The sequence below is a fragment of the Acinetobacter sp. ANC 4218 genome, assembly GCF_002135245.1.
In the GTDB taxonomy this organism is placed as follows: Bacteria; Pseudomonadota; Gammaproteobacteria; order Pseudomonadales; family Moraxellaceae; genus Acinetobacter.
On the sequence record NZ_NEGD01000008.1, the window covers coordinates 18,663 to 31,660 of the forward strand.

At 37.5% G+C, this 12,998-nt stretch carries 14 protein-coding genes and 1 tRNA gene; 7 read left to right on the forward strand and 8 right to left on the reverse strand.

Annotated features, from left to right (window positions below):
* Positions 1–960: 960 nt before the first annotated feature.
* Entirely contained in the window at positions 961–1,200 is a 240-nt protein-coding gene (locus B9T38_RS09035) for a hypothetical protein (RefSeq protein WP_086196484.1), read from the reverse strand.
* A 403-nt stretch (positions 1,201–1,603) separates the two neighbouring features.
* Here B9T38_RS09035 and B9T38_RS09040 point away from each other — a divergent pair, with 403 nt between their 5' ends.
* The 5 genes from B9T38_RS09040 (at position 1,604) to B9T38_RS09060 (ending at position 5,640) form a co-directional block, all read left to right on the forward strand.
* Complete coding sequence (locus tag B9T38_RS09040; RefSeq protein WP_086196485.1) at positions 1,604–2,800, forward strand: tyrosine-type recombinase/integrase; 1,197 nt, start codon at positions 1,604–1,606, stop codon at positions 2,798–2,800.
* Positions 2,801–2,808: 8 nt separating this feature from the next.
* Positions 2,809–3,573, forward strand: a complete 765-nt coding sequence (locus tag B9T38_RS09045) for a hypothetical protein (RefSeq protein ID WP_086196486.1) — start codon at positions 2,809–2,811, stop codon at positions 3,571–3,573.
* A 128-nt stretch (positions 3,574–3,701) separates the two neighbouring features.
* A complete protein-coding gene (locus B9T38_RS09050; RefSeq protein ID WP_086196487.1) occupies positions 3,702–3,896 on the forward strand; it encodes a helix-turn-helix transcriptional regulator in 195 nt (64 codons plus the stop codon).
* A gap of 244 nt (positions 3,897–4,140) precedes the next feature.
* Complete coding sequence (locus B9T38_RS09055; RefSeq protein ID WP_086196488.1) at positions 4,141–4,401, forward strand: hypothetical protein; 261 nt, start codon at positions 4,141–4,143, stop codon at positions 4,399–4,401.
* Between the two features lie 75 nt (positions 4,402–4,476).
* The gene (locus tag B9T38_RS09060; RefSeq protein ID WP_086196489.1) at positions 4,477–5,640 is read left to right on the forward strand and encodes a hypothetical protein; all 1,164 of its coding nucleotides are present in this window, start codon (positions 4,477–4,479) and stop codon (positions 5,638–5,640) included.
* Positions 5,641–5,892: 252 nt separating this feature from the next.
* Here the strand turns inward: B9T38_RS09060 and B9T38_RS09065 are convergent, their stop codons facing one another.
* The 4 genes from B9T38_RS09065 to B9T38_RS16765 form a co-directional block, all read right to left on the reverse strand.
* Positions 5,893–6,420, reverse strand: coding sequence for a DUF4411 family protein (locus B9T38_RS09065; RefSeq protein ID WP_086196490.1), 528 nt, complete (start codon positions 6,418–6,420; stop codon positions 5,893–5,895).
* Between the two features lie 4 nt (positions 6,421–6,424).
* The gene (locus tag B9T38_RS09070; protein ID WP_086196491.1) at positions 6,425–7,552 is read right to left on the reverse strand and encodes an ImmA/IrrE family metallo-endopeptidase; all 1,128 of its coding nucleotides are present in this window, start codon (positions 7,550–7,552) and stop codon (positions 6,425–6,427) included.
* Positions 7,553–7,906: 354 nt separating this feature from the next.
* Entirely contained in the window at positions 7,907–8,164 is a 258-nt protein-coding gene (locus B9T38_RS09075) for a hypothetical protein (protein ID WP_086196492.1), read from the reverse strand.
* Between the two features lie 129 nt (positions 8,165–8,293).
* On the reverse strand, positions 8,294–8,446 hold the full coding sequence (locus tag B9T38_RS16765) for a hypothetical protein (RefSeq protein ID WP_166170752.1): 153 nt from the start codon (positions 8,444–8,446) through the stop codon (positions 8,294–8,296).
* Positions 8,447–8,831: 385 nt separating this feature from the next.
* Here B9T38_RS16765 and B9T38_RS09080 point away from each other — a divergent pair, with 385 nt between their 5' ends.
* Together B9T38_RS09080 and B9T38_RS09085 are read left to right on the forward strand one after the other, a co-directional pair.
* Entirely contained in the window at positions 8,832–9,059 is a 228-nt protein-coding gene (locus tag B9T38_RS09080) for a hypothetical protein (RefSeq protein ID WP_086196493.1), read from the forward strand.
* Between the two features lie 139 nt (positions 9,060–9,198).
* Positions 9,199–9,274, forward strand: a tRNA-Thr gene (locus tag B9T38_RS09085).
* Positions 9,275–9,353: 79 nt separating this feature from the next.
* Here B9T38_RS09085 and B9T38_RS09090 read toward each other — a convergent pair.
* The 3 genes from B9T38_RS09090 to B9T38_RS09100 all read right to left on the reverse strand — a co-directional run bounded on the left by B9T38_RS09090 (position 9,354) and on the right by B9T38_RS09100 (position 12,791).
* Positions 9,354–10,187 carry an SAM-dependent methyltransferase gene (locus B9T38_RS09090; RefSeq protein WP_086196494.1) on the reverse strand — a complete coding sequence of 278 codons (834 nt, stop codon included), beginning with the start codon at positions 10,185–10,187 and terminating at the stop codon, positions 9,354–9,356.
* Between the two features lie 3 nt (positions 10,188–10,190).
* Positions 10,191–11,489, reverse strand: a complete 1,299-nt coding sequence (locus B9T38_RS09095; RefSeq protein WP_143222682.1) for an FAD-dependent oxidoreductase — start codon at positions 11,487–11,489, stop codon at positions 10,191–10,193.
* 426 nt (positions 11,490–11,915) lie between these two features.
* Positions 11,916–12,791 (reverse strand): pirin family protein, encoded by an 876-nt coding sequence (locus B9T38_RS09100; RefSeq protein WP_086196495.1) that lies wholly within the window; start codon positions 12,789–12,791, stop codon positions 11,916–11,918.
* Between the last annotated feature and the right edge of the window lie 207 nt (positions 12,792–12,998).

A 12,998-nucleotide genomic window follows, 5' to 3' on the forward strand; every position in this document is an offset into this window, starting at 1 on the left:
TAGGATTTACGCCGTCTGCAATACTAAGTTTTACTAAGTTCAAACCTTATCATTTCTTAACAATCATACTGTTTTGAATCTCAGGTTTCTTCAGGTTCAAATGTTAAGTTTTGATAAGTCCAAACCATAACAATTGATAACAGGCACAGCGTTTTGAATGTCTAGTTTTGTGAGGTTTATTGTTTTACAGCACCACATCAAATTGACCATCAAAACCATGTTCAAAGCTAAGTACAGCAAGGTTTACGCCGTTTTTATTGAAAACCTATTCTGTATAACTACGTAAAACAAAATGTCAGGTTTTGTCAGGTTCTAGCCTTTAGCTATCCATAGTTATTTTTAGCTATCCTGAATAACAAGTTTTAACAAGCTCAAAGCGTTTGAATGTCAACAAATGTCAACACCCGGGCATCTTTGAATATTAAGTTTTATTAGGTCCAATATCATGACGGCGCAAAATTGCGCTCTCTAAACTCTAGCTTTCCCCCTGGTAGCAACCAGCGAAAAATTGCGTTCGTTAAACTGAAGTTTTCTATAGTAGTGATGAACTACGAAAGTTTCGTAGTGGACCGGTGCAAGTGCGTTCCGAAAAGTTCCGGATCGAAGCCTGTGCAAAATTGCGGTGGCTAAACCTGTGTTTTAAAAGCCATCCTCAAAGTGAGTATGGGCATATCCAAAACTGGATACACCCCCGATATTGTCGGGTATGTCCAAATCTAGACAGACCTCGAATATGAGTTTTTATGAGCAACTGCAAAGATTTTTGCATGTGAATATTGTTCACGCACAAAGATACGCTGCAAATTATTTTTCACCGTATGGCTTTCAGAGATTCCCGTAACCCAAAATATTGGCATCTCTTAACTTTCACCAGTGATGAAAGATGAACTTTGTGAGTAGCTCAAAGATACGCTCAAATCTGAGTGCATCTCTTAACTGCCTTTAAAGTGTAGTAGCGGATCAGGAATATTCACCCCACTGGGGAACTTGCTCACATTTGAAACGCGACCAAGTGACTAGCTTAAAGATATTTAGTTCAATCTCCCAAAGTTTTGGGGTATCTGAAACTATACCGATACCCAAAATATGGGTATCCATATCAACTGGAGCAATGAGTTTCGCAACAACTACGCGCAAGGGAGAAGATAGAGGATTAGATTCTAAATCTGGCCCTACCCGGTCCAATAAATGGAGCAGCAACTCACATGCTCATCTTTATATTTTTTTAAGCTAAAAAGTCAGTTCTATATTCAAAAATACAAGAATCGAGAGGTAAGGAATCAAATTGACGATACGTGTACCGACATCATAACTTTTTTCACTTGTCGGTATATTTGTCGGTATATTTGAAATTATCTAAATTTATTATTATGTATTTCAGTATCTTATATTATGTTTACGACTTCCTCTTTCACCGCCAAGATTCATTATCATGTAGCCACATGATGTCTTAGAAGGCTTAAATCTAAAGGGTTTAAGCCTTTTTTGTTGTCTCATGCAATCTCATGACATCCGTTGCAATCCCCCATAACGAGGGGGATAATTGGGGGATAAATTATCTCGGCGGATTTTTGTCCCCCAAATTGTATGGAAGCGCCTCAAAATGCTCACAGATGCTCAAATTAGAAAGATCAAACCACTTGAGAAAAAGAAACGCTATTCAGATGAAAAAGGGTTGTATTTAGAAGTTACTCCTGCAAGCGGTAAGTTTTGGCGCTTAAAATATCGTTTTAATGGTCGTGAAAGCACGTTAACCATCGGAAGCTATCCTGAAATCACACTTGCCCAAGCCCGCCGTGCTCGTGATGAAGCACGTATCCAGCTGTATCAGAACATTGACCCCAATGCGTTAAAGAATCAACGCTTACAGCAAATTGATGAAAGCATGCTGTTTAAATCACTTGCAATGGAATGGATGGAAGACCGTAAAGCAGTCATCAAAGAAGCCACTTATTTACGTGACCTTTCTGTTTTTGAAAAAGATTTATTTCCATCTTTAGGTAATCTTCCTATTGATCAAATCAAAGGTAAAGATGTGCTCGCCTGCGCCAAAAAAATTGAGGAACGTGGCGCACAGGAGATGGCTAAGCGCTCTATCCCCCTAGCAGGCCGTATTTTCCGTTTTGCGATACGTAAAGGTATAATCGAGCATGATCCTACCCCTAACCTGCAAGAAGCTCTAAAGCCCCGTAAAGTTAAGCATATGGCACGTTTAGATATAACTGAATTTCCTGCTTTTCTGGAACGTATGGATCGCTATCACGGTAATCTTATTATCAAATCTGCTTTACAGCTTATGACGCTTACTTTTGTAAGAACGGCGGAGCTTCGTTTAATGGAATGGGATGAAATTGATTTTGAAAACAAATTATGGCGTATCCCTGCCGATAAAATGAAAATGGCTTTACCACATATTGTGCCGCTTTCAAAACAAGCTTTAGACATACTGGAAGTGATTCAACCAATCACTGGAATGAAGCAATACGTGTTCTATAATTACAGTACGGCTAAACCTATAAGCAGTAATGCTCTTTTATGTGCAATCCGCACTATGGGCTATAACGGTAAAATGACAGGTCACGGCTTTCGCGGATTAGCTTCAACCACACTGCATGAGCAAGGCTATATGCATGACGCAATCGAAGTCCAGTTAGCCCATAAAGTAGGTAATGCCGTATCACAAGCTTACAACCATGCTCAACATATGGACTATCGAATCAAGATGATGCAAGAATGGTCTGATTTCATTGATAGTTTACGGAATAATGTAATTCCTTTTCGTAAATATAAAATGGCTTAGAAATTTTTATGGCTGGTGTCATTCCATTCAATAAAGCTCTTCCTTCTTTCAAGAAAAAATTTGGCAACAATTACTGTTCCCAAGATATTTATAATGATTTCTTATTTGGTAATGAAATAGATTTATTTATCCAAATTAAAGGCGTCAGCATTTGTGAATTTTCGCAAAATGGATTTAATGATGATGACTGTTCCATTCATCGTATTTATCCGCATTCAGGCTATGCAAGAATAAAAATAAATGAACATGTTTTTAGCCTTTTAAATGTGGATATTGCTTCTATTTCAATTAATGAAATTACTGGTTTATATAATTCAAAAAAAATTACCACACGCTCTATTAATGCATCTTTATTTAACAAAGACATAGATTACAATCACTACAATTCAATCGAAGAAATTGATATTTTCCAATTTAATAAAAAAGAGGAGCATAAAAGGTTAAATTTAGATATCAACTTAAGTAATTTATTTTTCAGTAGAGATCAACTATCCAAAATTGGTCTAAATCTAAATGAATCAACCCCAGAATCTTCAAATAAAGATAAACCTTTGCACATCAAAGAAAAGAAGAGTATAGGTCTGATAATTGCTGCATTTGCAGAATTTGCAAAAATTGATATCAGCACACCAAACTCAAATGAACATAAAGAAAAACTCTTACCAATGATTGATAGTTTGGATCCTGATGGAAAAACAATGGATCCAAAAACTCTAGCTAAGTATTTGGAATATGCAATTCAATATTCCCAGATTAAAACCAAAAGAAGTTAACCAGTAAAAATTCCAATTGAATTCCAATTGGAACTATCCCCCATACCTTCTTCCTAAAATACACCTATCCCATGCAGTAACAACTAATTACATGGAATTCCAATAACTTACATTGATAGGTGCAAAAAATGTTTCAAGAAGAATTCTTGAGAATGAAAGATCTCGCCAATCGCCCCGATAGCAAGGGGTTAATCGGTGTATCTTCGCAAACTCTTTGGCGTTGGATTCAGCAGAATCGCTTCCCCTCTCCCGTAAAAATTGGCTCGAATATTTCTGTATTCCGAATGTCTGAGGTTCAGGCATGGATGAAGGCACAGGGCTAAAAAATGACAGAATCCAAATTTTACAACCGTAAGCAGACAGCTGAATTTCTAGCAAGCCATTTGCATCATAAGACTGCGGATCAATGGCATCACTGGCTTGTGAGAAACATTCGGCAATCCAAACATGTCTACAAATTGGCGTTTAAAGAAATTGGAAGGCAAATCTGTTACTCAGAAAACACTTTACTTGCCTTTATAAAGTCATCATCAACACCCTGCAACCAAATGAACCAAGGAGTTCAACATGGACGTTAAAACTAAAGTAGCTACTGAAATTGCTTTAAAAGCTTTCGATAAGATCAAATCTTGTAAAAAATGGGATGATCTGATCGGTAGTGAAACTGATTGGAAAGAAGTTGAAAAAATTATTCCTAATTATGACCTTGATGAAATGATCAAAAAGTTAGACATCGATCAAACACCATTAAATCAATTGATTGATGAACTTAATGAAAAAATTGATCAAGCAATTGAAGAGCTTAAGCAAACTGAAATTTGTTCCTAATAAATTTCACCCTAAGTAAAAACGGCTCTTAGAGCCGTTTTTTATTGCAAATAAATCTACAGGAATTTAGAAGCCATGAATGATATTCAACTGAGTCCAGAATACAAAAAACTTATGAATGACATTGATCATTTAGATTTAATTGATCCATTTCACGAGGATTATTATGCAGAAATGCAAGCTATCAATTTTCAGCTCTCATTTCTCAAAGCAAAATCAGAGCGACCGCTACTTCTACCATCGACTATCCCCCAAGTTTTCAGCGTATCCATTTTCACACCGTATGAAGAAATGATCACCATTATGGATTCATTAACCCAAATGTATGCCAAAAATGCACAATCAGCAGATGATTGGGAAACGGTTATTTACTCAAACATCAATAATTATGATTTCAAAGCTATGAGTATCATGATTAAAGCTCAAGTTGATTTTTTAGATTTATATTTTGAAATTGAGAAATCTTCTACACGGCATGACATTAAAAAATACTTAACCGAAAAAACAGGGATTGCTCACTACATTTCAGAACACAGAAAAGGCTTCATTATTCGTCTGCATGATATGAATTCTTTGCACGAATTACGGCGCCGTATCCAGCATTTAGATCATTATCAATGCAATAAAGACAGCTTTCGAATCATGGAACTTGAACTGGCAATTGATTTCTATCGTTTTAAGCACAAAGCGCTTGTTACAGCCCTTTTTAAATCTATTTGTCTTCCTAGTACAGCTGAAAACATCCGTGTTTTTAAGAACCAATTAGGCGTATTTACTCCCATTCCATTAACCCCTCTCGCAATGATGAAAAAACTAGAAAGTGGATATAACATTGGAATCAATCATAAAAAAGCAGATGAATACTGGCATCTTTATGTCAAAACAACGGATCAAAACAAGCAGCCTTTACCTGAATGCAAATGGCGCATCCGTGCCGAAAAGAACATCAAGCTTAATGTGTTAAATAAAATGGATAATCGGCTGACTAATTTAAAGGCACTTTTGTTCAATGGGTTTAAAGGGCTAAGCTTTACTCAATTAGTTAATAATGCCCCCCAATCTGTGAAAGACACTTATAAAGAATCGATTCAACCTTTTGGGATGGAGCAAGAAATCTACTATGACAAATCTCGTCATAAGCGAACATTACAGGAACATATCGAAAAAAATGCTGATTTGAACCGCCTCATTTCCAATGCCGTTCATAATCATCTTCGCAATTTTGCTATCAGTGGCTAACCACAAGGATTCTACCGTAAGCTTTAGCCCATAAGGCTTACGAGTTAAATCATTAGTTTGATCTGCCTAATAACTTATATACTCTATATTCAAGTTATACATATGATCAAACTTAACATTTGCTTAATCCAAATTTAACACTTTCAGAGCGAATGATCGAAGTCTTATGAAATCAGTAAAATAGTCTATGGACAGCATTCATAAAAATTATGATTTTTTTCAATATCCTTATATTTCATGCATATAAAAAACTTAAACCAACTGAAAATTATTCTCGGCATGTCTCCGCAATAATGTTGGCAATGTAATACATTGAACACCAAATTGGGCTGCAGCATCTGGAATTAAAATTCTTTTCTTACAATTCGGATCTGAACGTTCCTCGGTCACAATAACATAATTATAAGTCATAGCCGTGGCAATTAACTGTGCATCAGCAGAATCAGCTTTAGCGAACTCATCTTTAGCTTTCGGTAAAAAATGATTACTAGAATAAGCCCATCCTATTAATTTTCCATATGATTGTGCAATATTTGCATCGGTAATACTTTGTACAAAAAATTCTTTTGGAATAACAGAATCCCTAAGCATTTTTGAAAGTTCATCTGTTGATTCAGGAGGGCGAATAATTTCTTTACTAACTTTATCAATACTATAAAATTTATCGGCATTGTACCCAGCGATAATCCAATCCCAAAAACTTGTACAAAAAGATGGATGATAATTTAAATTATGAGATTGAATAAAAATATTGGTATCAAATAAATATTTATTAGACATTTTATTAAACACCACCTAATTTTAAAATATTTTGCGGGCTTACATTCAATAATTTACCTGCATCTCTAAGAAGCATATTTCCAGAGAGAGCGTGATTAACGATTGTTTTTGTTAACAGCTGACTATTTCTTCCAGGCACCATATTAATAAAATTACCTCCCCCGCCAGACTGATCATTTCTTAATTTTTTAAAGCATTCATATTCATAATCATAATGTTCTTGATATTCTTGCTTACTGATTTTTTTATTCGCCAAAGCTACTCTAGAAATCATCAATTTACTAACAAAAAAATGATCAGCAATTTTAGAAAAATTACCTTCAAAGATTTCCCAGTATTGTAGAAAATCATTTTTAGGTACCAGCACATCAGCGGCAATTTGATTACACAATACTTCTGTTGGATCATTTCCATAAATATCTAAATCATCTACACCAGAAGATCCTAACCAAATATGAGCCAACTCATGTGCTAACGTAAATACTAATGCAGAAGGAGCATCTCTTCCGTTCAGAAAAACTACTGGTGCAAAATCATTAATTAACACAAATCCCCTAAATTCATTTGGATCTAATGTTTTTTTAGATGCATTTTTGACAACACCATTTTTAAATACAAGAATTCCAACTTCCTCGCATTTATCAATCATTAGCTTTAAATAGTTATCTCGGCTAGTGCTATTCTTTTTAATGTTAGATAACTTTAGTGTATAGCGGATATCCTCTGCCACCACATTTGCTTTTACATTGATATCATTTTTAAATTTTCCGACAAAATTTAATTTTTCTGCACCATGATCTTTCAGAAAATCCACATACCAATCTTGTTTTTCTTGAATATCAGCTAAAACCTCATAGAAAATTTCACTTAAAGGTTCTGCATTTTGCTTTTGACGTAAATCAGGAATTTCAGGCTTATATAAAGTTGGAGGTTTATCTAAAAAAAGAGTACCAAAAGGAACTTTTGTTATTTCAGCCAATCTTTCAGCTTGAGGTACAGAAAATTGACCTGTCAAAAGCTTCTCTTGTGTTCTAGTAGAATTAGAAATTTTAGACACGACATCACTTAACCGCAAACCAATATTGCCTGCAGCCCATTCAAGAGTGTCGGTTCTAAAACTTAAAGTATTCATCAACTAATATTATCAAAATATTTTTTATATCCATAGTTTAAAGTAATTGACACTTCTTTTTCAAAGAAAAAGTTTTTAAATTAAATTTTTGGGGGATAATTGGGGGATTAAATAACATTAATAAAATTTTATTTAAATATTATCAATAACTTATACTTTAAATGCGACTCCCTCTTTCGCCAAATTCGAAAGAACTGCAATCCAAAGCAGTGATGAAAGGCTTAAACTCTAATAGTTTAAGCCTTTTTTTATCGCATACTATTCAGCAAAAATACCCAGCAGTTCTAAAACTGTGAAAATAAACTGGGAAAAATCGTCAAAATTGAGGTTTTTATATTCTCTGCTTTTGAAACATTATTTATCTTCAAAATATTTCTGGCATCCCTGAAAAAATTCCTCGTTGAAATTCATGGATGGATCATCTTTATCATCATCGCATTGATCTATAGAGTTAAGATTGTCTTGTGCATAGCGATAGCCATAGTATTGCTCTGTCCCCTCCTCAAAGCCACCAGATTCCTGTTCTTTATTGGACTGAAAATACAGCAATGCAGCAATGGCGATAAACATAAGTACCACGACAGTACTGATCATTTTGGTCCGTTTTGTCATCTTATATATTCTCCTTGAGCCTATTGATAAATAACCCTCATCCAAGCACTTTGCCAGAAAACAGTCACTTATCCCTACCGATGAAATGATAAGAACGAAATGCCTCATTCAAGACCTACAGAAAATCCTTTATTTTTGTTGTCTGATTGGATTTTCAGGCTGTTCGTCCGGATTTTTTTGCGGATTGGCTGTCCCGATATGCTGGTCGGGTTGGTCCGGTTGTGGGTTGGGTGGATTAGGGTGTTTTTGCTGATCTGGTTGTGAATTATCTTGTTCAGTCATGTTTATCTATCCTGTGCATTGCCATTAATCAGTTGCGCTACATCAGCATTAATCTACGCCTTAAATTTAATCTTCCAACTCCAGCCATGTTTCAATTTCCATCATTGTAAATGTAATATCTCTAGATGATTGATCTGCAACAAACGCGATGAAATCAGCTTCACATTGATTACCAAAAGCCTTCAAAGTCCGATCTTTAATTAACATGTCACCTAAATGGCACAATTACTGCATCTCATTATTTCAAGCTCACAAGGTAAAAAAAACAGTCGAGATATGATCATATAAATGCAATATTTCCATGATAACAATCATATAACAGAGCCTTAAGTCGACCTGTAACAGCACATTGAACACATAGAAAAACTGCTATTCGGGAGTAGATATGAATACCAGCAATAATTATGTCAAACAAATCAAGAATGCTAAACGTGGTGGTTATACTCCAACGATTGCCAAGGATATGAATAAACATAAAATTCAAAAAGCCCTCCGACTGATCGAACAATGGCGCAAACTGGCCAGCGAACTTAAACCACAAATGCAAATCGATATGGCTTTAACCCTGGAAGAATGTGCTCAAGACCTGGACCAGATTTTAAGGAGTAAATAGTCTTTTAAATTGAGAACCAATTATTCAATTGACGAGATGACCGGGAAAAATTGAACCGATCAAGACCAAGTCATCTCTTTCAACCGCTCATTTTTTGGCTTGCGTTTTCAACAAAATTCGCTATTATTCTCTGCACGTTGCCGGCATAGCTCAGTTGGTAGAGCAACTGACTTGTAATCAGTAGGTCCACAGTTCGAATCCGTGTGCCGGCACCATTTTATACTTAGCCTCGCTTTTTAGTGAGGCTTTGTTGTTTTTGCACTGTGCTTTTAAAAATTAAAAATTGCACCATGCTCAGGCATTCTTTGTTGCACTAATCTGTACATAATTGACCAACCCATCCTGATACAGCTGCTGACAAAGCTTTGCGGTCATGCGAATTTTAAAGGCATCCACACCTGTGCCCTGCTTTGGCGATTGCCGCAAATGTTGAAAGTAGTTTGCAAATCCGTATAAAACGGCTTTGGATAAATCTAGAGTTTCAATATTGCTAAAATCATGTTGCTGCAAGGTCTGTTCTAATCCAGATGCCGTCATCAAATGCTCCAGATTCACATCTGCAGCCTTGAGCAGCCACTTATATTTTTGCTTTTGTAGTGCATTTAAATTCAGCCATTGCTCGGACAAGATTAAATAATGGAAACCCAGTCGGCCTTTTGAATTTAAAACACTGTCTACTGAATCGAGAAATGAATTTAAATTGGAATGGTAAGCAGCATCAATGCACAGCACCACATCAAAGCGCTGTTGAAAAGGAATCTGTTTTAAATTTAAAAAGGATTGTGAGTAAATGGCCGTAATGTGCGGAAAATGTTTTTGAATTTGCATGACACAACTGGCTTGCAGTTCCACGGCTTCAATATGCCGAAGCCGATAGTGCTGTTGCCAGTACAGTAAACTTGCCCCCTGCCCGCAGCCTAGGTCCAGCAGTCGGTCTTTGGCATTTAAAGATACAGCTTGCGCCAATTGATCTGCCAACTGACGGCAAGCTTCTGGATAGGATGACGTTGCATCATCCCAATAGCCCAGATTGCTCCAGGCGAGTGCGGCATCATCTCCTAACTGTTTCGCATTGATTGCGTATTTATGTTGAGGAAGTTTCTGCCGAATCGCTTGAAGCCATTTCATATTTTAGTAGCCGAGTTGTGGAGCAACCTCAACTTTAGGTTTTAATCCGGCAAACGGCAATGGTGCACCTAAAATCTCTGCAATATGCATGGCTGAAGTCACGGCAGATTCCAGTACAGGCAATCCATCACAAGACCATGAACCGCAATAGAACACTTTGCGGTTTAAATCTTTATGGCGGACTTGCAGCTCTTTATTTAATGCCACTGTTTGTGAATCCACTACAGCACGGGTTAAAGTCACTGAGGAGATGATTTTTTTCGGATCAATCTCTGTCACCGGCTGCCAAGTTTGGAATACTGGCGATTTACCGACCAAGGTTGGCTCAACCGAATTCAGCCAGACGGTAAATTGCTGACGGGTAAATTTACGGTCCATCATGTAGCTGAGTACGGCCCAATCTTTGCGTTTTGGTGGCATTACCGATTGATCAGTATGAATCACCAGCTGGCCCTGCTCAAATTTAAATTTCTTTAACAGCGCAATATCATCAGCAAATTGTTGGTTATCCAGGAATGTTTCAATTTTATTGGTCGGTGTGGCGACAATCACACGATCAAACAGCTGCTGTTCGCCTTGTTCATTTTCAATCAATACCCTTTCTTGCTGCTGTTGAATATGGGTAATGGCAGAACCACCACGAATTTCAATGCCTTCAATCAGCTTGTCGACCAGGGCCGGTGTACCGCCCTGCAGACGCAGCAAGGCATCGCCATCGGTCAATTGACGCAAGAAAACCAGCAAGGGTTTGGCAGGCCAGTCGCCAATGGTTTTCGGGTTACAAGTACAAATGGTATACAGCACCGGCATTACGGCACCATGCCAGAACACTTCTTCGATATCATTATGATTAATGAATTCAGCCAGGGTGATGTCCTGATGCTTCGATCTGAAGAATTTCGCAATCGCCGTCTTCAACTGCAGCATGCCTTTCACCATGCGCCAGCCATATTGCTGAATGCCTTTACGGTTATTAATAATCGGAAAATTACCAATACGGCTGCGTGAGGTGGTCAGCCAGGTTTCGGTACGGTCTTCAAATAACCAGCTGCATGCCATATAGGTACGCACAGGAAAGGTCTGGATACCCAGATAGGCCGCCAGACTAAGGGTGTTTTTCCACAAATGCGGGTTCATGACACGCAGAGGGGCATCAATCAGGCCGCCCTCGAATTCAATGCTATGGCTATCCATACCACGACCTGCCAAGGCTTCAAAAATAGTAACGCTATGTCCTGCATCTTTAAGAATTCTTGCGGTAGCTAGCCCAGCCATGCCACTGCCAATAACTGCAATATCCAAAATTATTATCCGTCAGTTACACATAAGATTATTGAAATTATGAACCAAGCCGGCTTAAAAGGCGGTATTAAAATATTCCAGAATGTATGTTTTTAACAAAACTCATCATGATGCATATAAAGTCAAAAATTACATTTATTTATATAGAAAAAACCTTGAAATAAATTTAATAAATTATTTTATTTTTAAAGCATAAAAAACAAAAAACCTTTAAAAAAAGTAATATATATTAACCATTTTTTTAACTAACGTTTTACAAAACCCTCCAATATTATTATGATAGAAAAAGTTAAAACCTGATAACTCCATCACGTTTTCATCAGCCACAACTATACAAATATACCGACAACAAAAAATTCAGTTCGCAAAAAAGCCCCTCAATTTTTAGGGGCTGTTTCTTTTTGAATCAATCCAGTGAATACCGACTTAAGCTGTAACCGGGATTTCACCAAACTTACCGCTATTAAAATCATTAAATGCTTGAATGATTTCATCTTTGCTATTCATCACAAAGGGTCCATAGCCTTGAATTGGCTCATTTAACGGTTGACCGGTCAGCAGCAAAAATTTGCTGTCTTGCAGTGCTTCAACTCGAATATCAATTTCGCCATCTTGAGCAAACATCACAATCGAGCTGTCCTGTACCTGCTGCGTTCCATTCAGCTGTATTTCACCCGACAGCAACACCAGTAGTACATTGTGATCGACAGGCACATGCAGATGCTGAATCTGCTCGGCTTTTAATTCACCATCCCAGACATTGACCGGACTATGGGTTGAAGCAGGACCTGTATGCCCGGCATAGTTCCCGGCGATCACCCGGATATACCCGGCATCCTGTTCAAAATTAATGACTGGAATATCTTTTGCTATAATGGCCTGATATTTCGGTGCGGTCATTTTGTCTGCTGCAGGCAGGTTGACCCAAAGCTGCACCATTTCAAACAGGCCACCCTTTTGGGCAAATTCGGCTGAATGAAATTCTTCATGTACCAGACCTGCTCCTGCCGTCATCCATTGCACATCACCGCTTTGAATGGTTCCACCACCACCCGCCGAGTCTTTATGCGTCACTTCACCCTGATAGACGATGGTCACGGTTTCAAAGCCGCGATGTGGATGCGAGCCGACCCCATGCTGCTGCGTCGTTTGGCTAAAATGGTAGGGTGCTGCATAATCCAAAAGTAAAAATGGACTGATTGCCTGCCCTAGGCGATCATAGGAAAACAGGTTTTTTACTGGAAAACCGTCACCGACCCAATGCATGTTCTGGTTGCGGTAAACGCCAATTATTTTTTTCATTTCAAACTCCTATCTCTAGGAAACAATATGCACTTATCTTAGATTTTTTAAAGATTCCAGCCTAGCCACAGCGCAATATACAGCGTCCCAAGAATGGAATAATGGATTTTTTCCCTCAAATTTAATACAAAAAATCATTTCATTTAGATCAATATCATCATTGTCATATAGTCAGAATGATCTATCTTGCTCTTTTACCGAGAACCT